Annotated in this window: 22 protein-coding genes; 14 read left to right on the top strand and 8 right to left on the bottom strand. The window is 72.8% G+C overall.

Translation table 11 applies throughout. The features are described 5' to 3' along the window. The first annotated feature begins 11 nt into the window (after nt 1-11). Entirely contained in the window at nt 12-332 is a 321-nt protein-coding gene (locus tag ACGFZK_RS25355) for a DMT family transporter (protein WP_393851147.1), read from the top strand. Next, nucleotides 332-883 (top strand): TetR/AcrR family transcriptional regulator, encoded by a 552-nt coding sequence (locus ACGFZK_RS25360; protein ID WP_393851148.1) that lies wholly within the window; start codon nt 332-334, stop codon nt 881-883. Before ACGFZK_RS25355 ends, ACGFZK_RS25360 begins: the two co-directional genes overlap by 1 nt. Here ACGFZK_RS25360 and ACGFZK_RS25365 read toward each other — a convergent pair. Beyond that, entirely contained in the window at nt 874-1863 is a 990-nt protein-coding gene (locus ACGFZK_RS25365) for a winged helix-turn-helix transcriptional regulator (protein WP_393851149.1), read from the bottom strand. The genes ACGFZK_RS25360 and ACGFZK_RS25365 overlap by 10 nt on opposite strands. 93 nt (nt 1864-1956) lie before the next feature. Here ACGFZK_RS25365 and ACGFZK_RS25370 point away from each other — a divergent pair, with 93 nt between their 5' ends. Further along, on the top strand, nt 1957-3216 hold the full coding sequence (locus ACGFZK_RS25370) for an MFS transporter (RefSeq protein ID WP_393851233.1): 1260 nt from the start codon (nt 1957-1959) through the stop codon (nt 3214-3216). Nucleotides 3217-3225: 9 nt separating this feature from the next. Further along, nucleotides 3226-4206, top strand: a complete 981-nt coding sequence (gene dapD, locus ACGFZK_RS25375) for a 2,3,4,5-tetrahydropyridine-2,6-dicarboxylate N-succinyltransferase (protein WP_393851150.1) — start codon at nt 3226-3228, stop codon at nt 4204-4206. A 91-nt stretch (nt 4207-4297) separates the two neighbouring features. On the opposite strand, the gene ACGFZK_RS25380 is transcribed toward dapD, so the two are convergent. The 3 genes from ACGFZK_RS25380 to ACGFZK_RS25390 all read right to left on the bottom strand — a co-directional run bounded on the left by ACGFZK_RS25380 (nt 4298) and on the right by ACGFZK_RS25390 (nt 7070). Continuing rightward, nucleotides 4298-4549 (bottom strand): hypothetical protein, encoded by a 252-nt coding sequence (locus ACGFZK_RS25380; RefSeq protein ID WP_393851151.1) that lies wholly within the window; start codon nt 4547-4549, stop codon nt 4298-4300. A gap of 145 nt (nt 4550-4694) precedes the next feature. Beyond that, nucleotides 4695-5159, bottom strand: coding sequence for a GNAT family N-acetyltransferase (locus ACGFZK_RS25385; RefSeq protein WP_393851152.1), 465 nt, complete (start codon nt 5157-5159; stop codon nt 4695-4697). 69 nt (nt 5160-5228) lie between these two features. Further along, nucleotides 5229-7070, bottom strand: coding sequence for an endonuclease/exonuclease/phosphatase family protein (locus ACGFZK_RS25390; RefSeq protein ID WP_393851153.1), 1842 nt, complete (start codon nt 7068-7070; stop codon nt 5229-5231). A gap of 381 nt (nt 7071-7451) precedes the next feature. Here ACGFZK_RS25390 and ACGFZK_RS25395 point away from each other — a divergent pair, with 381 nt between their 5' ends. From ACGFZK_RS25395 to ACGFZK_RS25405, 3 genes are all read left to right on the top strand, one after another. Then, the gene (locus ACGFZK_RS25395; RefSeq protein WP_393851154.1) at nt 7452-8960 is read left to right on the top strand and encodes a hypothetical protein; all 1509 of its coding nucleotides are present in this window, start codon (nt 7452-7454) and stop codon (nt 8958-8960) included. Nucleotides 8961-9029: 69 nt separating this feature from the next. Further along, entirely contained in the window at nt 9030-9548 is a 519-nt protein-coding gene (locus ACGFZK_RS25400) for a proline dehydrogenase (protein ID WP_393851155.1), read from the top strand. A 244-nt stretch (nt 9549-9792) separates the two neighbouring features. After that, complete coding sequence (locus ACGFZK_RS25405; protein WP_393851156.1) at nt 9793-11232, top strand: alkaline phosphatase PhoX; 1440 nt, start codon at nt 9793-9795, stop codon at nt 11230-11232. Between the two features lie 51 nt (nt 11233-11283). Here the strand turns inward: ACGFZK_RS25405 and ACGFZK_RS25410 are convergent, their stop codons facing one another. From ACGFZK_RS25410 to ACGFZK_RS25425, 4 genes are all read right to left on the bottom strand, one after another. Further along, complete coding sequence (locus ACGFZK_RS25410; RefSeq protein ID WP_393851157.1) at nt 11284-11460, bottom strand: hypothetical protein; 177 nt, start codon at nt 11458-11460, stop codon at nt 11284-11286. 102 nt (nt 11461-11562) lie between these two features. Further along, entirely contained in the window at nt 11563-12822 is a 1260-nt protein-coding gene (locus ACGFZK_RS25415; RefSeq protein ID WP_393851158.1) for a TerD family protein, read from the bottom strand. Between the two features lie 62 nt (nt 12823-12884). After that, nucleotides 12885-13139 (bottom strand): hypothetical protein, encoded by a 255-nt coding sequence (locus ACGFZK_RS25420; RefSeq protein ID WP_393851159.1) that lies wholly within the window; start codon nt 13137-13139, stop codon nt 12885-12887. Between the two features lie 164 nt (nt 13140-13303). Further along, the gene (locus ACGFZK_RS25425; protein WP_393851160.1) at nt 13304-14827 is read right to left on the bottom strand and encodes an aldehyde dehydrogenase (NADP(+)); all 1524 of its coding nucleotides are present in this window, start codon (nt 14825-14827) and stop codon (nt 13304-13306) included. A 128-nt stretch (nt 14828-14955) separates the two neighbouring features. Here ACGFZK_RS25425 and ACGFZK_RS25430 point away from each other — a divergent pair, with 128 nt between their 5' ends. From ACGFZK_RS25430 to ACGFZK_RS25460, 7 genes are all read left to right on the top strand, one after another. Further along, a complete protein-coding gene (locus tag ACGFZK_RS25430) occupies nt 14956-15738 on the top strand; it encodes an IclR family transcriptional regulator (protein WP_393851161.1) in 783 nt (260 codons plus the stop codon). Between the two features lie 219 nt (nt 15739-15957). Then, a complete protein-coding gene (locus ACGFZK_RS25435; protein ID WP_393851162.1) occupies nt 15958-16950 on the top strand; it encodes a hypothetical protein in 993 nt (330 codons plus the stop codon). A 5-nt stretch (nt 16951-16955) separates the two neighbouring features. Next, nucleotides 16956-18236 (top strand): sensor histidine kinase, encoded by a 1281-nt coding sequence (locus tag ACGFZK_RS25440; RefSeq protein WP_393851234.1) that lies wholly within the window; start codon nt 16956-16958, stop codon nt 18234-18236. A gap of 59 nt (nt 18237-18295) precedes the next feature. Next, nucleotides 18296-18916, top strand: a complete 621-nt coding sequence (locus tag ACGFZK_RS25445; protein ID WP_393851235.1) for a response regulator — start codon at nt 18296-18298, stop codon at nt 18914-18916. Between the two features lie 62 nt (nt 18917-18978). Continuing rightward, nucleotides 18979-20427 (top strand): peptidoglycan D,D-transpeptidase FtsI family protein, encoded by a 1449-nt coding sequence (locus tag ACGFZK_RS25450; protein ID WP_393851163.1) that lies wholly within the window; start codon nt 18979-18981, stop codon nt 20425-20427. A 62-nt stretch (nt 20428-20489) separates the two neighbouring features. Beyond that, complete coding sequence (locus ACGFZK_RS25455; protein WP_393851164.1) at nt 20490-21032, top strand: GNAT family N-acetyltransferase; 543 nt, start codon at nt 20490-20492, stop codon at nt 21030-21032. 68 nt (nt 21033-21100) lie between these two features. Continuing rightward, nucleotides 21101-21808, top strand: coding sequence for a DsbA family oxidoreductase (locus ACGFZK_RS25460; protein ID WP_393851165.1), 708 nt, complete (start codon nt 21101-21103; stop codon nt 21806-21808). Nucleotides 21809-21835 lie beyond the last annotated feature (27 nt).

Consider the following 21835-nt stretch of genomic DNA (forward strand, 5'->3'; position numbering starts at 1 on the left):
CAGTTGTACGCATGCCCTACGTCATGCTTGCCGCGGCCATCGCCGCCGAGGTCGCCGGAACGACCGCCATGAAGTACAGCGACGGCTTCACGAAACTGTGGCCGTCGCTGGGCACCCTGCTGGGCTACGCCATCGCCTTCACCCTGCTCGCGCAGACGCTGAAGTCGATGTCGGTGGGCACGGCGTACGCCGTATGGGCGGGCGTCGGCACTGCCGCGATCGCCGCCATCGGCATGGTGTTCCTGGGGGAGGCGGCCACCGCCGCGAAGATCGCCGGGATCGTGCTGGTGATCGCCGGGGTGGTCCTGCTGAACCTCGGAGGGGCCCACTGATGGCCCCCGGTGTGCGGCGCTACGACCCGGACCGCCGCCAGCGGATCATCGACGCGGCGATCCGGGTGGTGGGCGACAAGGGCATCGCGGGGCTGAGCCACCGCAGCGCGGCCGCGGAGGCCGACGTGCCGCTCGGGTCGACGACGTACCACTTCAAGACGCTGGACGATCTGCTGGTCGCCGCCCTGCAGCAGGCCAACGAGGGCTTCGCGCAGGCGGTGGCGGGCTCGGCCGCGCTGGCCGACCCGGACGCGGACCTCGCCGGGGCCCTGGCCCGCCTGCTCGGGGAGTTCCTGGCGGCGGACCGGGGCGGGGTGGAGCTGGAGTACGAGCTCTACCTCGCGGCCCTGCGCCGCCCGGCGCTGCGGCCGGTGGCGGCCGCGTGGTGCGAGGCGGTGGCGCAGGCGCTGACCCCGCGGACCGATCCGGTGACCGCGCGGGCGCTGGTGGCGGTCATGGACGGGATCGGCCTGCAGGTGCTGCTGACGGGCTCCGCGTACGACGAGTCGTACGCCCGCGAGGTGCTGCGGCGGATCCTGCGTCAGGACTGAGCGGCGGGGGGCCGGAGGGGATCCGCGCCGGGGCCCGCGGCGGCTCCCGCGATACCGCCCGCGGCTCCCGCGATACCGCCCGTGGCTTGCGCAGTACCGCCCGTGGCGGCCGTGCGGACGGCCGCGAGAGCGCTCTGCACGCTCGCCTCGATGTCCTGGATCGGGTAGATCACCTCGCGGACCGTGCGGTCGCGGTCGATGACCAGCGTCAGCCGCTTGATCCGGCTGGTGCCCGCCGTGCGGAACGTCGGCAGGCGCAGCGCAGCCGTCAGCGCCAGGTCCGCGTCCGACAGGAGGGGGAACCGCAGGCGCTCCTGCTCCGCGAACTCCCGCTGCTCGTCCGGACGCTGGGCCGACACCCCGTGCACGGTGGCGCCGGCCGCGGTGAACTCCGCGAGCTGGTCGCGGTACGTGCACGACTCGAACGTGCAGCCCTTGGCGCCCGGGATCCCGGCCCAGCCGGGCGGGTAGGAATCGGCGCGCGCGTACGCGCCGGGAAAGCAGTACAGGACCGTGAACGGGGTGTCCGCCGCCACCGGGTCGCTCAGCCCGCCGAAACGGTCCGGCAGCAGCAGCTGCGGCACCCGCGTGCCGCGCAGCGCGTGCACCCGCTCCGCCTCGCGCGAGGCCTCGTCGGTCGTCGCCGTCATCTCTCCCTCTCCCAGGACCCAGGTGTCTCCCCAGTCCTGGAGGGCCACCAGGACGGGCAGCAGCCCCCGTCCGCGCGGGGTCAGCCGGTACTCGTGCCGCACCGGGCGCTCCTGGTACGGCTCGCGCGACAGCACCCCGGCCTCGACGAGCAGCTTCAGCCGCTCCGCCAGCACCTTGCGGGACATCCCCAGCTCGCGCTGGAGCTCGTCGAAGCGGTGCAGGCCGCGCGCGGCGTCGCGCACGATCAGCAGCGTCCACCAGTCGCCCACCACGTCGAGGGCCTGGGCGATGGCGCAGTCCGCGTCGCCGAGGTGTGTGCGCTGGGCCATGGGAACTCCTTTGTCCGTTGACCCAAGGCTGTCATGCTGACATAGTCCGTTCCCAAAGGGAACTAACTCACGGATCAGGGGGGCGCGGGGGTGCTGCAGGGGTTCAAGGACATACCGAGGGTCGTGTGGCTGCTGGCTGCGGGGGTCTTCGTCAACGCCGTCGTCAGCTTCACCTTCGTCTTCGTCTTCCTCTACCTGACCGGTCCGCGCGGCCTCGGCGCCGCCCAGGCGGGCCTCGTCACCGGAATCGGCGGCATCGGCCTGGTCGCCGGCAACTTCACCGGCGGCTGGTACGGCGACCGCTTCGGCCACCGCCGGGTGCTCCTCACCGCCGCCACCCTCGGCGGCCTCGTCCTGGCGGCGCTCCCGCTGCTCCCCACCCCGCTGCTCTACGCGGCCCTGCCCGTGGCCGAGTACGCCTCCGGCGTGATCCGGGCAGCCAACTCCGCTCTGGTCGCGGTCACCGTCCCGGAGGGCGCCCGACGCCAGGCCTTCGCCCTCGTGCGCTGCGTGTCCAACGGCGGATTCACCCTGGGGCCGCCGCTGGGCGCGCTGATCGCGACCGGCCTCTCCTACGACTGGCTCTTCGTCGGCGACGCCATCGGCACGCTCTTCTTCGCCCTCTGGACCGCCCGGGTCGTACCGGCCCGCGGCGCTCCCCGCACACCCGCCGCGGCCCGGGACGGGGGTCCGGGCCGCGGCGAGCAAGGCCTCTGGCGCGAACTGCGGGCCCGCCCCGCCGTGCTGGTCCTGCTCGGAGCGATCCTGGTGACCGACGTCGTCTACCGCCAGCAGTACTCCACCTTTCCCGTCTTCCTCGCCGACCACGGCCTGGACGCGCGCGCCTTCGGGCTCGTCATCGCCGTCAACGGAGGGGTGATCCTGCTGCTGGAGCTGCCCGCCGCCGTCGCCCTGCGCGAGCGGCCGGCCCTGCCGGTCATCGGCACGGGGCTGGTGCTGGTCGGCGCCGGGTACGCGGCGCTGCTGCTCGGTGCCGGGATCGCGAGCGCCGTGGCGATGATGATCCTGCTGAGCCTGGGCGAGATCCTCTACAAGACCACCGCCACCGCCTACGTGGCCGACCAGGCGCCCGAGCACGCCATCGGGCGGTTCCAGAGCCTGTACGCGGGGGTCTCGGTCAGCGGGGTCGTCCTCGGCCCGCCCCTGGGCGGAGCCCTGTATTCCGCCGCGCCCGGGCTGCTGTGGCCGTTGTGCGCGCTGCTGGCGGCGGGGGCGGGGGCGATGCTCCTGGGGGCGCACGCGCGGCGGGCCCGGCACGCGGCCCGGCACGCGGCGCGACCCGTGCGACCGGCACATGAGACCGGTTCGCAACCAAAGGCCGTCGCCGGTTAGGTTTCGGATATGACTGCTACGCGTACCACCGGCGCCGTCGCCGCCGGACTTGCCACCATCACCGCCGACGGCACCGTCCTCGACACCTGGTTCCCCGCCCCCGAGCTGGTTGCCGAGCCCGGCCCGGCCGGCACCGAGCGCCTCACCGCCGACCAGGCCGTGGAACTGCTCGGCGCCGCCGCGGCCAAGGCGATCCGCGCGGACGCGGTCCGCGGCGTCGAGGTCGTAGCCGTCCGCACGGTCATCTCGTCCCTGGAGGACAAGCCGCTGGACGCGCACGACGCGTACCTGCGCCTGCACCTGCTGAGCCACCGCCTGGTCAAGCCGCACGGCCAGAACCTCGACGGCCTCTTCGGACTGCTGACCAACGTCGCCTGGACCTCGCTGGGTCCGGTCGCCGTCGACCAGGTCGAGACCGTCCGCCTCAACGCGCGCGCCGAGGGCCTGCACCTCCAGGTCACCTCGATCGACAAGTTCCCGCGGATGACGGACTACGTCGCCCCCAAGGGCGTGCGCATCGCCGACGCGGACCGCGTCCGCCTCGGCGCGCACCTCGCCGAGGGCACCACCGTCATGCACGAGGGCTTCGTCAACTTCAACGCCGGCACCCTCGGCACCTCCATGGTCGAGGGCCGCATCTCCGCGGGCGTCGTGGTCGGCGACGGCTCCGACATCGGCGGCGGCGCCTCCACCATGGGCACCCTCTCGGGCGGCGGCAAGCAGATCATCTCGATCGGCGAGCGCACCCTGATCGGCGCCGAGGCGGGCGTGGGCATCGCACTGGGCGACGAGTGCGTGGTCGAGGCCGGCCTCTACGTGACCGCGGGCACCCGCGTGACCCTCCCGGACGGCCAGATCGTCAAGGCCCTGGAGCTCTCCGGCGCCAGCAACATCCTCTTCCGCCGCAACTCGGTCACCGGCGCCGTCGAGGCCCGCCCGTACAAGGCGGCCTGGGGCGGCCTGAACGAGGTCCTGCACAGCCACAACTGACGCCCGTACGCGTCGACCCGTGTCGACCTGCGACTGAGCGCCCTTCCGAAGCCGGGAGGGCGCTCTCGTGTGTGCGGTGGAAGCCGGCCGGTCAGCTCAGGGGGATCGTGCGGATCAGGCCCGCGAAGGCCTGCTTCTCCGCCTCGGTCAGTTCCACCGACTCCATCGGGTGCGCGGCCGGGCCGCGCTGCGCCGGGATCCTCGGCAGGCCTTCGGCGGCGGGCTCCGGCTGGTGGAAGCGGTTGTCCCACAGCATGTGACCGAAGCCGGCGACCCACACGAGCGCGGCCACGAGCAGGACGGCGAGGCCGATTTCCTGAGCGAGGGAGATGGAGGGGAACACGAGGATCCTCCGGAAGTGCGGTCGGTACGAGCCGGTACAAGATCGGGCGTGGAGATACTCAACCACCACAACCGGTCGAATCGGCAGGGATGTGTCGAGCGTCATGCCGGGGTCGAATGTCCCCACCTTGTCCGGGAAAGCCCCGTTACGGCTCCAGGCGCAGCTTGAAGCCCTCGTGGCTGCGCGCGAAGCCCAGCCGCTCGTAGAAACGGTGCGCGGCCGTCCGTCGCTTGCCGCTGGTCAGCTGGATCAGGCCGCAGCCGCGCTCGCGGGCCCGCTCGGCGGCGAGCCGCATCAGTTCGGCGCCGAGTCCGGCGCCCCGCCGGTCCGCGCGGACCCGTACCGCTTCCACCAGCGCCCGCTCCTGCCCGTTCCGGGCCAGGCCCGGGATGTACGTCAGCTGGAGGCAGCCGAGGACGACCGTGCCCGTACCGTCCGTGCCGTCCGTGAGGACCAGCATCTCGTTGCGCGGGTCCGCCCCGATCGCGGCGAAGGCCCGCTCGTGCGCCTCGCCGACCGTGATCGTGGTCGGGTCGAGGACCGTGTCCTCGTCGCCGAGCAGGGCGAGTACGGCGGGCAGGTCCTGGCGGGTGGCCTCACGGAGGATCATGGCCGGATTGTGGCAGGGGGCCCGGCCGGGACGGCAGCCGGACCCCCTGCAGCTTCCGGACCCGGGGGGTTACGGGCGGAAGCGCAGCACCTGCGGGTCGTGGTCGCTGTTCTGCGCCGCGAACTCCGCGTTGATGTGCACGCTGTCGTACGTGTACTTCTTGATCGCCGGACTGGTCAGGATCTGGTCCAGCACCTGCGCGTTGCCCTGGTAGACGTAGGAGTACCGCTCCGCCTTCGGCAGCGACTTGATCGCCGGGTACAGCGCCCCGCCGTCCGCCAGCGCGTCCGTCGTCGCCGAGAACTCGAAGTCGTTGATGTCACCGAGGACCAGGACGTTGGCGTTCTTGTCCTCCGCCAGGATCTGCTTCACGAAGCCGTTCACGGCCTGCGCCTGCTGCAGTCGCTTGGCCTCCGAGGAGCGGACCGGCGGCTGGTGGTGCGAGGTCAGGCCCTCGTCGCCGCCCTTGGAACCGAAGTGGTTGGCGATCACGAAGACCGTCTTGCCACGGAAGACGAACTCGCCCGCCAGCGGCTTGCGGCTGTCCGCCCACGCCGGGTTGGCGGGGTCGACGCGGCCGGGGGAGTGGGTCAGGGCGGCCTTGCCGTTCACCTTGGTCACGCCGGTCGCGGTCACCGCGTCACCCGGGGCGCGCTCGGTGAAGGAGACCCGCGCCGGGTTGAAGAGGAACACCTGGCGGATGTTGCCGCCGGGCTCGCCGCCGTCCTTCTTGTCCTCGGGGTTGACGGTCCGCCACTGGTAGGCCGGGCCGCCCGCCGCCGTGATCGCCGCGGTGAACTTCGCGAGGGTCTGCTCGGCCGAGACGGTGCCGTCGTTCTTGGCGCCGTTGTCGTCCTGGATCTCCTCCAGTGCGAGGACGTCGGGGGAGGCCAGGTTCTCGACGACGGCCTTCGCCAGCGCGTCGAACTTCTCCTGCGGGTCGGTCGGGTCGAGGTTCTCGACGTTGTACGTCGCCACCGCGAGCTCCTGCTCGGCCTGCGGCTTGGTCTTCTCGGGGGCGAGGGTGCCCGCCTTGACGGTGCCGAGGGTGCGGGCCACCAGCGTGTAGCCGCCGAACTGGTTGAAGTCCAGCGGGCCTTCCGTGGTGCCGGTCAGCTTGTCGCCGACGTTGGCCACCGGGAACGGCTGCTGCGCGACCGGCGCGAGCTGCTGGACCTGCAGGCGGCCGGTGTTCTGGGACTCGTAGGAGCCGTAGATGGTGCCGCCGCGCTTGGCCGTGTTCTCCCAGCCCTTCACCGTGACCCACAGCTCCGAGTACGGGTCGGTGGCGCCGACCACGCGGGAGGTGCCGATCTTGACGTTCATGCCCTCCAGCGACTCGTAGTAGTCGAGTGCGAAGCGCGAGGGCTCCAGGGTCAGGCCGTTGACGCTGCCGCCGGCGGCCGGGTCACCGGCCGGGGTGTACTCGGCGGGGACCGTGTACTCGTTGATCGCGGTGGCCGCGGGCACCGCGTTGCCGGAGGAGACCACGGTCACCGTCGGCTTGGAGATCTGGGTCACCGACTGGTTGCCGGAGGTCAGACCGCCGGGGATGTACTCGCCGACCGTGCCGGAGACCTTGACCGCGTCGCCCGCCGCGACGGTCGGGACCGCGTTGGTGAAGACGAAGACGCCCTCGCTGGTGGCGTCGTTGTCGTCGGCGTCCGGGTCCTGGATCCAGAAGCCGCGCGAGCCGTACGTACGCACGCCCGTCACGATGCCCTCGACGTCGGTGACCTGCTTGCCGTTGAGCGGGGATATCCGGGTGGTGCCCTGGATGTCGTGGATGCGTATCGGATCGGCGGACACGGCGCCTTCGGCCGCGTCGGCGGAGCCCGCGAGCAGGCCGGTGGCCAGTGCGGTGGCGACGAGGGCCGCGACGGCGGCGGAACGGGGATGCGAGGAGCGCATGGGCAGGAACTCCGGTGTGGGAGAGGGGAAAGGTGGGGGGTGCGGCAGCGAGATCTGCGGGAGACTTGCCGCTCCCTATACATCTACGCGCGTCAATTTCCTGTGTGGTCAGCAAAGTTGTCAAGCCCTCCAGGGAATACGACAGCTGACTGTGGGATGAACCAAAGGCGATGCCCCGCCGGACACGCCCGAAATGCGTCTACGCTGGAGCGCCGTACGAAGGCCACGCCTGTCATCTGCGCCACATCTGCCATGCCCGCACTGCCCGTCATGTCGGCCATGTCAGCGAAAACCGGGCGCATATGACGGTCCGGCCGGCGCACGGCCCGTGTCACCTACGCCACACCCCCGTCCCACCGCGTCCGCGAGGAGAACCGCCCCATGTCCGCAGAGTCGCACCCCACGCTGCCGCCGGTACGGCTGCACTCCGATGCGGAACTGGCCCGCGACGCCCTCGGCGCCCCGCTGTTCGCGCGCGCCGTACGGCTCGCCCGCTGGGCCGGACCCGACACCCGCGTCGGCGTCGGCGGTGAGCTCGCCGACGCCCAGCTGCCCGAGGCCGCCGCGCTGCTCGGCCTCGACGCCGTCGACGCCGACGCCGCCGGACACGCGAGCCAGGCCTGGCGCGTGGCCGTGGACACCGGCCTGGTCGACGTGACGGAGCCGGAGGACGACGGCGGGGAGAGCGACGAGGAGCGCTTCGGCACGGCCGCGCCCGGTGAGGACCTCGCGCTCGTGACGAGCGGTGCGCCCGGCGACGTGCTCGACCTCTGGCTGGCGGCGCTGGACACGGTGCTCGCCGACGCCGCCGTGCCCGACCTGGACCACCTCGTCGACGCGCTGGACGCGGGCGGCGAGATCGACTTCGACCGGCTGGACTGGAACCCGGGGCGCGAGGCGGACTTCCTCGACCAGGTCCTCGCCAACCTCTACCTGCTCACCGTCACCGAGGGCGGGGCCGCGGACGGGCCGGTTCCGCTGCCGGTGCTCGCCGCGTCGATGGTCGTGCCCGACGACATGGGCGAGCCGACCGATGCGGTCCTGGAGCAGGTCTCGGACGCGATGATGCGCCTCGACGACCAGTTCCGGCAGCTGGAGCCGATCGGGCTGGTGGAGTTCCGGCCCGTCGACGAGGAGCTGATGGCGGAGGCCGACGGCCCGCTGGACTCGGAGACCGGCGCGGGCGGGGGTCACGGGGACGGTGCGGGCGACGTGGACGACGAGGACGTCTCCCGCTACGGGATGGTCCGCCTGACTCCGCTCGGCCTGTACGGGATCCGGGCCCGGATGCTGGAGGCCGGGGTCGATGCCCCCGCCGTCGGCGAACTGGCCGAGAAGGGCGCTGACGCACTGCTCGACGCGGTCTCCCTCTACTCCGAGAACGCCGCCCAGGCCGAGATCGAGCAGTGGCTCGCCGGCCGCGACCCGGCCGTCGCGGCCGCCGAACTGCTGGCCGCCGCCCGCGGCGACGACGAGGGCGGCCCGCTGCGCCGGCTCCGGTGCCAGCAGGCCCTGGCACCGGCCGGACCGGAGGCCGAGCCCGCGGTCCGCTCGGTGCTGGACGACCCGGAGCTCGGCGGGCTCGCCCGCGTCTGGCTGGCGGAGCGCGGGGTGGGTGACGTACCGGCCCCGGACCCGGAGATGGTCTTCTGGCTGACGGTCGACACGATCGCGGCGCAGCTCGCCGCCGACGGGGAGACGGAGGAGCTGCCGCTCCTGATGGAGACCCTGACCGCTCATCACGCGGGCTTCTTCGAGCAGGTGTGGCGGGTGGAGCACCCGGCGACGGCGTACGTCCTGGAGGCGATGGGCCGGATGCACCCGGACCGGAAGGCCGCCAAGGAGGCCCGCAAGGCCGCGTTCAAGGCGCGCTCCCGCCGGCCGGCCTGACCGGCGGGACACCTTCCGGGTATGTCCGTCCCACCATCCCCGGCATCCCCGGCGGACAGAATGAAAGCCATGGACTCAGGACTTGCCGCACTGCTGGGCGCCGCCGTCGGCTCCGCCACCACCCTCGGGGCCGCGATCGTGAACGGCCGTGCGCAGGCACGGTCCCAGCACGCCCAGTGGAGCCGCCAGCTCCGCCGCGACGCCTACGCCGGCTACCTCGGCGCTCTCCACGACCGCGACGTCGCCATGGACGCCGTACTGGACGCGTTGCGTGCGGACATACCCGACCTGCCGGACGTCGAGGAGAAGACGGACCGCTTCGTCACCCTGGCCCGGGAGGTCCATCGCGCCGCGGAAATCGTCATCCTCGAAGGACCGGCCCCGATCGCGGAAGCCGCCGAACGGGTCACCCACGCTTCCAGCGATCTCTCGCACGTCATGCGGCGGATGTCCCGGAACGCCCGCGCCGGGGACACCACCCGCAAGGCCGAGGACACCGCCCTCGCCGCAGAACGGCAGCGAATCCTCTACCGGGCGGTCAAGGACTTCCGCCTCGCGGCCCGCCACACCATCGGCAGGACCGACTGACCCCGGGCCCTTGACCGGGGCCCTCGGCCGGGACCTTGACCGGGGCTCGGCCGGGCCCCGAGCCGGGTGCCCGGGTCGGGTGGCGACAATGCGCCGTTCCTGGGGCCGGAGTTGGCCATTCCGGGGCACGGCAAGGGGTCGGTTCCTCTTGGTGGGTAGTTCAGCCGCCGTTCACGTGCGGGCGAGAGCGTGTGCGCCGACGACCGCACGACAGGCGCACCACCTCCCCACCCCTGGAGCCCCGATGCCGCTCAGCCGTAGAGACTTCACCGCTCGCACCGTCATCGCCGGAGCGGGAGTCGCGCTCACCGGGACGGTCGGCGCCCTCGCCACCGCCCCCGGGGCGCTCGCCGCCGAGGACAGCACGGACCGCGACGGGCACGGGCGGCCCTGCGAGCCCGGCTACGGCCCGCTCGTCCCCGACCCGGCCGGGTTGCTCGCCCTCCCCGCCGGGTTCACGTACCGCGTGATCACGCACAGCGGGGTCACCACGCTGGACTCCGGTGAGACCACCCCGTCCAACCACGACGGGACCGCCGCCTTCGAGGGCCACCGCGGAGTCACCCTCCTCGTCAACAACCACGAGCTCAAGGGCAAGCGCGAGGGCTGGGCCCACCCCGTCCCGCTCGCCGAGGGCCTGGTCTACGACCCCGCCGCGGCCGGCGGTTGCACGGTCGTCGAGGTCCGGCGCGGCGGCGAGGTCGCCGAATGGGTGGGCATCGCCGGTACGTCGACCAACTGCGCGGGCGGCGCCACCCCCTGGGACACCTGGCTGACCTGCGAGGAGAATTCGGACCTCGCCGGCAAGAACGGCATGACCAAGGACCACGGCTACGTCTTCGAGGTCGACCCGCACGACCGCCGTGCCAACCGCGACCCGCGGCCGGTCAAGGCCTTCGGGCGCTACGACCACGAGGCCGTGGTCATCGACCCGCGCCAGGGTCACGCGTACCTGACCGAGGACGCCTCCGGCCCCAACGGGCTGCTCTACCGCTGGACCCCGCCCCGCGGCTTCCGCCACGGGCGCGGCAGGCTCCGTACGCTCGCGGCCGACGCCGGTGTGCTCCAGGCCGCCAAGTGCATCGACAGCTCCGGCCGGTTCGTCGACGACCTCTCGCGCGCCACGAAGATCGGCACCGTCTACGGGGTCGACTGGGTGGACGTGACCGACCGTGACGCCCGGACCGTGCCGGTGCGCAAGCAGTTCGCGGACGGGGTGGTGACGCGCGGGCGCAAGCTGGAGGGCATGTGGTGGGCCGACGGCGGCGCGTACTTCGTCTCCTCCTACGCCCGTGAGGAGAGCCCGGGCGCGGCCCACGACGGTCAGGTCTGGTTCTACGACCCCAAGCGGCGCACGATCCGGCTCACGGTCCTCATCGGGGTCAACGCGGACCCGTCGGCCGACGGCGGCTACGACGGCCCCGACAACATCACCGTGTCCCCTTACGGCGGCCTGATCATCGCGGAGGACGGCTCGGGACTGCAGCACCTGTTCGGTGCGACCGCATCGGGCCGTACCTACCCGCTGGCGCGCAACGAGCTGAACATCGGGTCGGCCGAGGAGCCGGAGTACTCCGAGTTCACCGGGGTCTGCTTCTCCCCGGACGGGCGCACGCTGTACGCCAACATTCAGGACCCGGGCATCATGCTGGCCATCACCGGGCCGTGGCGGCGCGGGCACTGACGGCTGCGCCCACGTCGGTGCGGGCGCGGGCGCCGCTCCGGCGCCCGCACCTCACTGGGCCGGGGAAACCTCTGCGCGGGAGGCCTCTGCCCACTCGGCGAGCAGGAACTCGTACGCCTCCGAGGGCCACTCTTCGTCGACACGGGTCTCCACAAGGTGCCGTATCGCCTCGTTCGCCTCGGCGGCGGACGGGCGGGCGGGACCCGCAGGTGTGAAGGTCTTGTGCATGCCTCCAAGGCTACGGGCGGGCACTGACAGCCACTCACGGATTACGCGTGGCATCCATCACCCGTAATCCGCGGTCTCGGCCACATGTGCCCGCCCACCTGCTCAGAGGGCCTGCGCGGCGGGCTTGACCATGCCGCGCACTGTGCGCGACTTCACAAAGTCACCGATGGCCGTCATCTCCCACTCGCCGGAGAACTGCTTGATCAGCTTCGCCATCATCACGCCGGTCTGGGGCTCGGCGCCGGTGAGGTCGAAGCGCACCAGCTCCTCGCCGCTCGCCGCGTCGATCAGACGGCAGTAGGCCTTGGCCACTTCGGTGAACTTCTGGCCGGAGAAGGAGTTGACCGTGAAGACCAGGCCGGTGGCGTCGGCGGGGATCCGGCCGAGGTCCACGACGATGACCTCGTCGTCGCCCGCGCCCTCACCGGTGAGGTTGTCGCCGGAGTGCTTGATGGCGCCGCCCAGGATGGACAGCTTGCCGAAATAGCAGCTGTCGATGTGGTTGCGCTGGGGGCCGTACGCGATGACGGAGGCGTCGAGGTCGATGTCCCGGCCGCGGAAGGCGGGCTCCCAGCCCAGGCCCATCTTGACCTGGGAGAGCAGCGGACGGCCGCCCTTGACCAGGGAGACGGTCTGGTTCTTCTGGAGGCTGACCCGGCCCTTGTCGAGGTTGATCTTTCCGGTGCCGGGGGCGGCGGCAGGGGGTGCGGCAGGCGCGGCGGGTGCGGCCGGGGCGGGAGCCGCGGGCGTGGTGGCGCCGCCGAGCCAGGGGGAGGCCGGGTAGGTGACCGGCGGCGCGGGCGGCGCGGCGGGGGCCGGGGGTGCGGGCGGGGCCACGGCCTGGGCCGGCGCGGGCTCCTCCTCCACGGAGACGCCGAAGTCGGTGGCGATGCCGGCGAGGCCGTTCGCGTACCCCTGGCCGACCGCGCGTACCTTCCACACGCCGCCGCGCTGGTAGATCTCGACGACGACGAGCGCGGTCTCGGTGCCCAGCTGCGGCGGGGTGAAGGCGGCGATCACCGCGCCGCCGCCGTCGGCGTTGCGCACGGTGGCGGTGGGCTCGATGCCCTGGAAGCTCTGCCCGGCGGCGTCGGGGCTGGCCGTGACCACGATCCGCTCGATGCCCGGGGGCACCGCGCCGGTGTCCACGGTGATCGAGTCCGGCGTCGAACCGCCGCCGGACCGGTAGGTGACTCCGGGCCCGGTGGGCTGGTTGAAGAAGATGAAGTCGGCGTCGGAGCGCACCTTGCCGTCCGCCGTGAGGAGCAGGGCCGATACGTCGAGCCGCACCGGCGCAGCCACGTCGACCGTCACGCGGACGGCATTGAGCGGCAGGTTGGATCCAGGGGTCATAGCGGTCATGCCCGGAGAACGACCGGAGGTGCTTTGCCGTTCCCTTACCCTCGGGGGATATTCGGGATATTTCAGTGCCGATTTCGCTGATTTCGCTGATTGCGAGGGTGGCTGCGCGCGACGCGCTCGTTGCCGAACTTGTACGAGCCGGTCCAGCGGGCCATCACGAGCTGCGCGTCGCCGGACTCCACCTCGGCGAGGAACTTCTCGGCCCGGCCTCCGCGGAGGGTGGCCGCGGTGCGGCCGAGGTGGGTGATGACGACGGCGTCGTCCCGGTGCTGCTCGTCCCGGTGGTGCTCGTACGTGAATCCGTGCGGTCTCGGCATGCGGCGCAGCCTGCCGCGGCGGGGGCGTGCGGGCAACGGGATTTCCGCTGCCCCGGTTGCCCCGACTGCCCAGGTTGTCCTAGGTGTCCCGGCAGACGGGCGGCCTGCCGGGACACCAGGACGAACCGGGACACCCGGGGCGTCGTCGCGGGTGGCGCGCCCGCTCAGCCCCCGGTGACCTGGCGCGGCAGCCCCAGCGGGTTGGCCTCGCGCAGTTCCGCCGGAAGGAGCGCGTCCGGCACCGACTGGTAGGCCACCGGCCGCAGCCAGCGCTCGATCGCGGTACCGCCCACCGAGGTGGAGTGCGAGGTGGCCGCCGGGTACGGGCCTCCGTGGTGCTGGGCCGGGGCCACCGCGACCCCGGTCGGCCAGCCGTTGACCACGATCCGGCCCGCAAGCCCCGTGACCTGCCCGATCAGCTCGGCGGCCGGGCCCGGCGCGCCCTCGGTCTCGGCGGCCGACAGCTGGAGCGTGGCGCTCAGGTTCCCGCCGAGGCGCCCGAGGACCGCCCCCACCTCGCCCTGCGCGGCGTACCGCACGACGACAGTGACCGGACCGAAGCACTCCTCCAGGAGGAGGTCGTGGGCGCCCCCCTCCAGGAGGTGCTCCGCCCGTACGGTCAGGTAGCCCGCCCCGACGGTGTGCTCCCCGCCGGAACCGGGCGTGACGGGGGCCTCGACGCCGGGCAGTGCGGCCCGCTCGCGTACCCCGGAGACGAAGTTCTCCCGCATCCGGTGGTCGAGCAGCACCCCCGGCTCGGTCTCCCCGAGCGCCTTGGTGAGCTCATCGGTGACCCGGTCGCCGTCCGGGCCCGCGGGGACCAGCACCAGGCCGGGCTTCACGCAGAACTGGCCGACGCCGAGGGTGACCGAGCCTGCGAGGCCGGCGCCGATCTCCTCGGCGCGTTCGGCGGCGGCGGCCGGGGTGACCACGACGGGGTTGAGGGAGCCCAGTTCGCCGTGGAAGGGGATGGGGACGGGCCGGGCGGCGGCCGCGTCGAAGAGGGCCCGCCCGCCCCGGATGGAACCGGTGAATCCGGCGGCCGCCACCAGCGGGTGGCGGATCAGCTCCAGGCCGGCGTCGAACCCGTGGACCACGCTCACCACTTCGGCCGGGAGTCCGGTGGCCATCGCGGCCCGGCGCAGCAGCGAGGCGCACAGTTCGGAGGTGGCGGGGTGGTCGGGGTGCGCCTTGACGACCACCGGGCAGCCGGCGGCGAGCGCGCTCGCGGTGTCCCCGCCGGGGACGGAGAAGGCGAGCGGGAAGTTGGAGGCGGCGTAGACCGCGACCACCCCGAGCGGGACCCTGTAGCGGCGCAGTTCGGGGCGCGGCGGGCTGAGGGAGGGGTCGGCGCGGTCGATGCGGATGTCGAGGTAGGCCCCGGCGTCCACGGCGTCGGCGAAGGCCCGCAGCTGGCCGGTCGTGCGGGCCAGCTCGCCGGTGAGCCGGCCCGGGCCGAGCGCGGTCTCGGCGTCGGCGGCCTCGATGACGTGGGCGGCGGACTCGTCCAGCAGTGCGGCGGCGGCACGCAGGAAGGCCGCACGGGCGGTGGCGTCGGCGAGCGCGCCACGGGCGGCGTGGGCCGCCCGGACGGCTTCGTCCACCTCGAGGGGTGTGGCCTCCACCGCAACCTGCTCGCGCTGCTTCCCGGTGCGGGGGTCCACACTCCAGACTGGTGTCGTTGTCATGGGCCCACTGCCTCCTGGATCGTTCAGTATTCTGAACGCGGTTCCGGTGGATGAATGATCACATCTGCTGTGGACTCTATTTCCGCGTCCTCGGCGTGACAAGGGGCGATCAGAGGGGGAGCAGGCGTATGACGACGACCGAGCCGGGGATCCCGGCCCAGGCGGCGCCGGTCAAATCGGCGGTGCGGACCGTCCTGCTCCTGGAGCATTTCGCGGCCCGGCCCGGGCTGCACAGCCTGGCCGACATCCAGAACGACCTCTCCCTGCCCAAGTCCAGCCTCTACATGCTGCTGCGCACGCTGGTGAACCTGGGGTGGGTGGAGACGGACGCGACGGGCACGCGGTACGGCATCGGCGTACGGGCCCTGCTGGTCGGCAGCTCGTACATCGACGGCGACGAGGTCGTCGCGGCGGCCCGGCCCACCCTGGACCGGCTCTCCGACGACACGACGGAGACCATCCACCTGGCCCGGCTGGACGGGACGAGCGTGGTCTACCTCGCCACCCGGCAGTCCCAGCACTACCTGAGGCCCTTCACCCGGGTGGGGCGGCGGCTGCCGGTGCACTCGACGGCACTGGGCAAGGCGCTGCTGGCCACGCACACGGACGAAGAGGTGCGGGGACTGCTGCCGCGACGGCTGGAGGCGGTCACCGAGCACACCCTCACCGACCGGGAGCGGCTGATCGAGGAGTTGGCCCTGGTGCGGGAGCAGGGGTACGCGGTGGACCGGGAGGAGAACACGCTCGGGCTGCGCTGTTTCGGGGTCGCCGTGCCGTACCGGACGCCGGCCCGGGACGCGGTGAGCTGCTCGGTGCCGGTGGCCCGGCTGACGGCGGATCACGAGCAGCTCATCAAGGCGGCGTTGTTCGAGGCGCGCGACCGGCTGTCGGTGGTGACGCGCCGGATGTGAGGCGCCGGATGTGAGGCGCCGGACGTGAGGCGCCGGACGTGAGGCGCCGGACGTGAGGCGCCGGATGTGACGTGTCGTGGGTGACGTGCCCTGGGTACGTGCCGCTCGTGATGCGGGGTGTGACGCGGGCGCGAGGGGGGGTGATCCTCCCCCGCGCGGGGGAGGTGGTTCCCCTTCAAGGGGGAGGTGGCGGGGCCGCGCAGCCGCGACCGTTGAGTCATGAACACGCGAGCGATGCACCCGAGTGACGTGGCGGCCGGGGAACGGCCGTCGCCTTCCCGGCCGGGGCCGGGAAGGCGGATCCTGAGGGCGGTGGCCCTGGCCGCCACCCTGCCGTACCTGGGGCTCAAGGCGGCCTGGCTGGCCGGGAGCCAGGTGGGGATACCGGCGGGCAGCGTGCTGAGCGAGCCGGGCACCGTCCTCACCGTGGCCAATTCCGTGACGCTGCTCATGGACGCCTCCGTGATCCTGCTCGTGCTGGTGCTCACCAGGCCCTGGGGCATACGGGTGCCGGCCTGGACACTCGCCGTCCCGGTGTTCGTCGCCACGGGACTGCTGACCCCGATCCTCCTCGCGTTCCCGGGCCAACTGCTCATACGGGCGCTCGGCTTCGGGGCGGACCCGGTCACGGAGGCGGTGCGGGAGCCCTTCCTGGACCCCTGGGTCTTCAACGTCGTCTACACCGGATTCACGGTCCAAGGACTCGCCCTGGCCGGGTTGTTCGTGCCCTATGCGCGGGAGCGCTGGGGCCGGCGGTGGCAGGGCGTGACGGGGGAGCGGCTGCCGTCGTCCACGGGGGTGGTGGCGGCAGCCGCGGCCTCGGGCGGCCTGGCGATGGCGGCGGTGTACCTGTACTGGACCTTCGGCGGCACCGCCGGTATGGGAGCCGGGGCGGTGGCCACGCACTCCACGGAGACGGCCGTGGTGTCCGCGGCCCACGCGGTGTGCGCGCTGGCCGCCGGAGCGGGGGCCCTGTTCCTGGCCCGCGGTGGGGCGCTCCCGGCCCGGTGGCCGCTCGTCCTCGCCTGGATCGGCGGCGCGGCCGCGCTGAGCTGGGGGACCTGGATGCTGCTCGCCTCGCTGGGGCCGCAGCTGGACGGCGGCGAAGGGCCCTCGGCCGCAACGAGGGTGACCTACGCTGGCCAGATGATCACCGGATTGCTCACCGGCACCGTCCTCATACGGTTCCTCGCCTCCCGCCGCCCGGCGTGAAACGGCTGCTGGGGACCAGGGCCCGATGGCGCTGGGTGCACCTGATCCTCGGCGGAGCCCTGCTGATGCCGTACTTCCTGCTCGCGCAGGTGGTGGTCGGCGTGGTCGCGGGCGGGGTCAACGCACTCGATTCCGCCCCGCTCAGCTTCCTCGCCTACGCCGCCTCCCTGCCCCTGGTCGCCGTCACGGCGCTGTTCGGGCCGGTCCGGCCGATGTCGGTGGCCGCCGTCCGGGCCGTGTGCGACGTGCCGGGGGAGCGGTTGGCCGACGGGCCGGCGAAGTCCTGGGCCGCGCGGGGGCGGGCCTCGGCCTGGTGGACCCTGCACCTGGGGACCGGAGCGCTGATCAGCGGGATGGCCCTCGCCGTGCCGCCCATGGCGGTCCTGCTGATCGCGGTGCCGATCGTGGGCGGGCTGGAGGACGTCCGGCTCGGCTACGGCTGGTTCGCCACGGACGCCGGCCCGTACGTCGCCCCGCTGCTCGGGATCGGGCTGCTGGCCGGGCTCGTCCTGTGCGCCGCCGGGGCCGGGCGGCTGCTGGCCCGGCTGGCGCCCGTACTGCTCGGGCCGACGGCGGCGGACCGGCTGGCCGCGGCCGAGGAGCGGGCCGCAGACCTGGCCGTGCGCAACCGGCTGGCCCGGGAGCTGCACGACGCGGTCGGGCACGCGCTGAGCGCCGTCACCCTCCAGGCGGTCGCCGCCCGGCGGATGCTGGAGCGCGATCCCGCGTTCGTACGGGAGGCGCTGACCGCGATCGAGGACACCACCCGGCGGACGGTGGGCGAGCTGGACGCCGTACTGGGCCTGCTGCGGGACGGCGACCCGGCCCGGCCGGACGCCGCGCCCGCGCCCACCCTCGCCGCCGACCTCGACGGGCTGCTGGCCCGCACCCGGGCCGCCGGCACCACCGTCACCGCACGCCAGGACCCCGGACCCGCCGGGGACTGGGCCGCCCTCCCGGCGATCGCCTCCCGCGAGGCGTACCGGATCGTCCAGGAGGGTCTCAGCAACGCCCTGCGACACGGCGCGGGCCCGGTGGATCTGCGGATCCGCGTACAGGCCGGCCCGGGTCCGGGCACCGGCCCCGCACCTCGTGAACTGGAGATCACCATGACCAATCCGCCCGCCGCCCCCGACGAGGACCGGGAGCCCCGTACCACCGGGGGCCGCGGACTGCGCGGCTCCGCGGAGCGGGCCGCACTGCTCGGCGGCAGCGTCGAGGCGGGCCCGCACGGGGACCGGTGGCGGCTGCGGGCCGTCCTCCCGCTCGCCGGGGACGACCGGTGACCGGGCCCACCCCCGCGGGGCGGCCGCCGCTGCGCATCGTGCTCTGCGACGACGAGAGGATGGTCCGCACGGCGCTGCGGGTCATCCTGGAGGCCGAAGCCGATCTTGAGGTCGTCGGCGAGGCGGCCACGGGGGCCGAGGCGGTGGCGCTGGTCCGCTCGCTGGCCCCCGACGTGGTGCTGATGGACGTCCGGATGCCCGAGATCGACGGCATCCGGGCCACGGAGCAGATCCTCGCCACCATGGCCGAGCCGCCCCGGATCGTGGTCGTCACCACCTTCGAGAACGACGCCTACGTCTATGACGCGCTGCGCGCGGGAGCCGTCGGCTTCCTCCTCAAACGGGCCGATGCCGACGAGCTGATCGGCGCGGTACGGCTCGTCGCCCGCGGCGACTCCCTGCTCTTCCCGGCCGCGGTCCGCTCCCTCGCCGCCGCCCACACGGCCGGCGCGCGGCCCACCGGTGCGCCCTGGGTGGCCCGGCTCACCGACCGCGAGGCCGACGTGCTGCGTCTGATGGCCACCGGGCTGTCCAACCACGAGATGAGCGAGCGGCTCGGCGTCGGGCCGCAGACCGTCAAGACGCACGTCGCGGCGGTCCTCACCAAGACCGGCTCCCGCGACCGCACACAGGCGGTCATCGCGGCCTACGAGGGAGGCTTCATCATGAAGAAAGGCTGAGAACCCCGCCACAATCGGGGCAGAGCGGAACGGCTGGGACCGCCGGGACGTCCTTCTGGGGGATGAACAAGACGATCAGGCGTGCGTCGGTCTTCTGTCTGCTTCTGGTGCTGGCCCTGCTGGTCCGCGTCACCTGGGTGCAGGCATACCAAGGCCAGGCCCTCGCAGACGACGAGCACAACCGCCGGAATCTCATCGGGCAGTACGAGAACCCGCTGGGCAACATCATCGTGGGCGGGGAGGCGATCACCGGCTCGGTGAAGACGGGCGGCAAGGACTTCGGCTACAAGCGGACGTACGTCGACGGTCCCCTGTACGCGCCGATCACGGGCTACAGCTCCCAGGCCTACGGAACCACCCTGCTGGAGGGCATCTACAAGAACGTCCTCAACGGCTCCGACAACCGGCTGAAGACCGTGATGGACACGCTCACCAACAAGCGGGCCGCCCCCGGCAACGTCCTGACCACCATCGACAAGGACGTCCAGAAGGCCGCCTACGACGCGCTCCAGGGCAAGCAGGGCGCGGCCGTGGCCATGGATCCGCGGACCGGCGAGATCCTCGCCGTGGTGAACAACCCCTCCTTCGACCCGGGCACGATCACCGGCGCCAACGACCAGAAGGCCTGGACCGAGCTCTCCGCCGACAAGGGCAAGGCCATGGAGAACGTGGCGCTGCGCAAGCCCCAGGCACCCGGCTCCACCTTCAAGCTGGTCACCCTCGCCGCGGCGATCGAGAACGGCCTCGTCACCGACATCGACCGGCAGACCGGGATCGCCGACCCGTACACGATCCCCGGCACCCGCACCCCGCTGCCCAGCGAGGCGGGCTCCGCGGCCTGCAACAACGTCTCCGTGCGCACTGCCCTGCGGCTGTCGTGCAACAACGTCTTTGCCGAGCTGGCCTCCAAGCTCGGCCAGGACAAGATGCGGGCGACGGCCGAGAAGCTCGGCTTCAACGTGCAGATCGACACCCCGGTCCGCACCAACCCGTCCAGCAAGTACCCGTCGAAGAAGATGTCCATCGACCAGGTCGCGCAGACCGGTATCGGCCAGTTCGACGTGCAGGCCACCCCGCTGCAGATGGCGATGGTGACGGCCGCGATCGAGAACGGCGGGAAGCTGGTCGCCCCGCACATGGTCTCCGAGGTCACCGACGCGGGCGGCAATGTGCTGGAGAGCTTCAAGGACCCCAAGTCCCAGCAGGTCATGGACGAGAAGACCGCCTCGATGATCCGCGACGCCATGCGCACGGTCGCCACCGAGGGCGGCGGCAAGCCGGCCCAGGTGCCGGGCGCCGAGGTGGGCGGCAAGACGGGTACCGCCCAGCGCGGTGTCAACAACAGCCTCGCTCCGCTGGCCTGGTTCACCTCGTACGGCAAGCTGAAGGGCAAGCAGATCGCGGTCGCCGTGGTGATCGAGAACTCCGACACCGACCGCTCCGAGATCGGCGGCGGCAAGCTGGCCGCCCCCATCGCCCAGAAGATGATGGAGGCGTGGCTGAAGAAGTAGCCACGGGGCAGTCCGTCCGACGCGCCGGGAACCGTCCAGGGGCCCGGCGCGTTTTCCTTCCCATGATCAGAGACGCGTCCCCCACCGACCTCGCCGCCATCGCCGCCCTGCACACCCGGGCCCGCGCCACCTACTACCAGGGCCACATCCCCGAGGAGGCCTACCTGGGTGACGCCGAGCTCGACCGGACCCGCGAGGGCTGGTCGCGGGCCATAGCCCGGGACGCCGCCGAGGGCGGCGTGCTCTGCGCCGAGCAGGACGGCGAGCTCACCGGGGTCGCCGCGTTCCGCACGCAGGACGGCGAGACCGCCCTCACCCAGCTCCACGTCGACCCGGTCCACTGGCGCCGCGGCACCGGGGCCGCGCTGCACGCCGCCTGCCTGGACGCCTGGCGCAGAGCCGGCATCAGCCGGGTCCGCCTGGAGGTCTACGAGCACAATCTCCGCGCCCAGGCCTTCTACGCCGCCCAGGGCTGGCTCGCGGACCCCTCGGCCCCCCGCTCGGGCACCCACCGCATCCTCTGGCTCCAGGTGGGCCCGATGCCGCCGTCCGGGAACGAGCGGTCCGGGAACGAGCCGTCCGGGAACGAGCCGTCCGGGGAATGAGACGGGGCGGTGGATGGTTGAACAACAAACCGTTTCACACCCACCTGAACCCGGAGAGAAGAAGGATCATGCGCGTCGAGATCTGGAGCGACATCGCCTGCCCGTGGTGCTACATCGGCAAGGCCCGTTTCACCAAGGGGCTCGCCGAGTTCGCGCACCGCGACGAGGTGGAGGTCGTCTTCCGGTCCTTCGAGCTCGACCCGGGCGGCCCGAAGGGCATCACCGCTCCCGTCGTCGAGATGCTCGCCAAGAAGTACGGCCGCACCCTCGACGAGGCGCGCGGCATGGAGGAGCACGTCGCCGCCAGCGCCCGCGCGGAGAGGCTCACCTACCGGACCGAGGGCCGCGACCACGGCAACACCTTCGACATCCACCGGCTGCTGCACCTGGCCGCCGCCCGTGGCCGCCAGGAGGAGCTGCTCGACCTCGCCTACCGGGCCAACTTCGGCGAGGAGCGCTCCGTCTTCGACCCCGAGGTGCTGGTCGCGCTCGCCGTCGAGGCCGGGCTGGAGGAGGCCGAGGCCCGCGCCGTCCTCGCCGACGACTCCGCCTACGCCGACCAGGTCCGGGCCGACGAGCGCGAGGCCGCCGAGCTGGGTGCGAACGCCGTGCCGTTCTTCGTCCTCGACCGCCGCTACGGGATCTCCGGCGGGCAGCCCGCCGAGGTGTTCACCCGGGCCCTGGAGCAGGCGTGGGCCGGGCGCGAGGTCGAGGAACCCGCCCCCGGAGCCGAGGCCTGCGAGCCCGACGGCGCGTGCGCGGTCCCTCAGGCATAAGGGTCCTCGACACGCTTTGGTGGGACT

The organism is Streptomyces sp. NPDC048257 (genome assembly GCF_043201855.1).
Lineage (GTDB): Bacteria > Actinomycetota > Actinomycetes > Streptomycetales > Streptomycetaceae > Streptomyces.

Excerpts from the sequence above, each read along its gene's own strand:
- ACGFZK_RS25355 (WP_393851147.1), top strand. The coding sequence starts at position 12 with ATGCCCTACGTCATGCTTGCCGCGGCCATCGCCGCCGAGGTCGCCGGA.
- ACGFZK_RS25360 (WP_393851148.1), top strand. The coding sequence starts at position 332 with ATGGCCCCCGGTGTGCGGCGCTACGACCCGGACCGCCGCCAGCGGATC.
- ACGFZK_RS25365 (WP_393851149.1), bottom strand. The coding sequence starts at position 1,863 with ATGGCCCAGCGCACACACCTCGGCGACGCGGACTGCGCCATCGCCCAG.
- dapD (WP_393851150.1), top strand. The coding sequence starts at position 3,226 with ATGACTGCTACGCGTACCACCGGCGCCGTCGCCGCCGGACTTGCCACC.
- ACGFZK_RS25385 (WP_393851152.1), bottom strand. The coding sequence starts at position 5,159 with ATGATCCTCCGTGAGGCCACCCGCCAGGACCTGCCCGCCGTACTCGCC.
- ACGFZK_RS25390 (WP_393851153.1), bottom strand. The coding sequence starts at position 7,070 with ATGCGCTCCTCGCATCCCCGTTCCGCCGCCGTCGCGGCCCTCGTCGCC.
- ACGFZK_RS25395 (WP_393851154.1), top strand. The coding sequence starts at position 7,452 with ATGTCCGCAGAGTCGCACCCCACGCTGCCGCCGGTACGGCTGCACTCC.
- ACGFZK_RS25400 (WP_393851155.1), top strand. The coding sequence starts at position 9,030 with ATGGACTCAGGACTTGCCGCACTGCTGGGCGCCGCCGTCGGCTCCGCC.
- ACGFZK_RS25405 (WP_393851156.1), top strand. The coding sequence starts at position 9,793 with ATGCCGCTCAGCCGTAGAGACTTCACCGCTCGCACCGTCATCGCCGGA.
- ACGFZK_RS25410 (WP_393851157.1), bottom strand. The coding sequence starts at position 11,460 with ATGCACAAGACCTTCACACCTGCGGGTCCCGCCCGCCCGTCCGCCGCC.
- ACGFZK_RS25415 (WP_393851158.1), bottom strand. The coding sequence starts at position 12,822 with ATGACCGCTATGACCCCTGGATCCAACCTGCCGCTCAATGCCGTCCGC.
- ACGFZK_RS25420 (WP_393851159.1), bottom strand. The coding sequence starts at position 13,139 with ATGCCGAGACCGCACGGATTCACGTACGAGCACCACCGGGACGAGCAG.
- ACGFZK_RS25425 (WP_393851160.1), bottom strand. The coding sequence starts at position 14,827 with ATGACAACGACACCAGTCTGGAGTGTGGACCCCCGCACCGGGAAGCAG.
- ACGFZK_RS25430 (WP_393851161.1), top strand. The coding sequence starts at position 14,956 with ATGACGACGACCGAGCCGGGGATCCCGGCCCAGGCGGCGCCGGTCAAA.
- ACGFZK_RS25435 (WP_393851162.1), top strand. The coding sequence starts at position 15,958 with ATGAACACGCGAGCGATGCACCCGAGTGACGTGGCGGCCGGGGAACGG.
- ACGFZK_RS25445 (WP_393851235.1), top strand. The coding sequence starts at position 18,296 with ATGGTCCGCACGGCGCTGCGGGTCATCCTGGAGGCCGAAGCCGATCTT.
- ACGFZK_RS25450 (WP_393851163.1), top strand. The coding sequence starts at position 18,979 with ATGAACAAGACGATCAGGCGTGCGTCGGTCTTCTGTCTGCTTCTGGTG.
- ACGFZK_RS25455 (WP_393851164.1), top strand. The coding sequence starts at position 20,490 with ATGATCAGAGACGCGTCCCCCACCGACCTCGCCGCCATCGCCGCCCTG.
- ACGFZK_RS25460 (WP_393851165.1), top strand. The coding sequence starts at position 21,101 with ATGCGCGTCGAGATCTGGAGCGACATCGCCTGCCCGTGGTGCTACATC.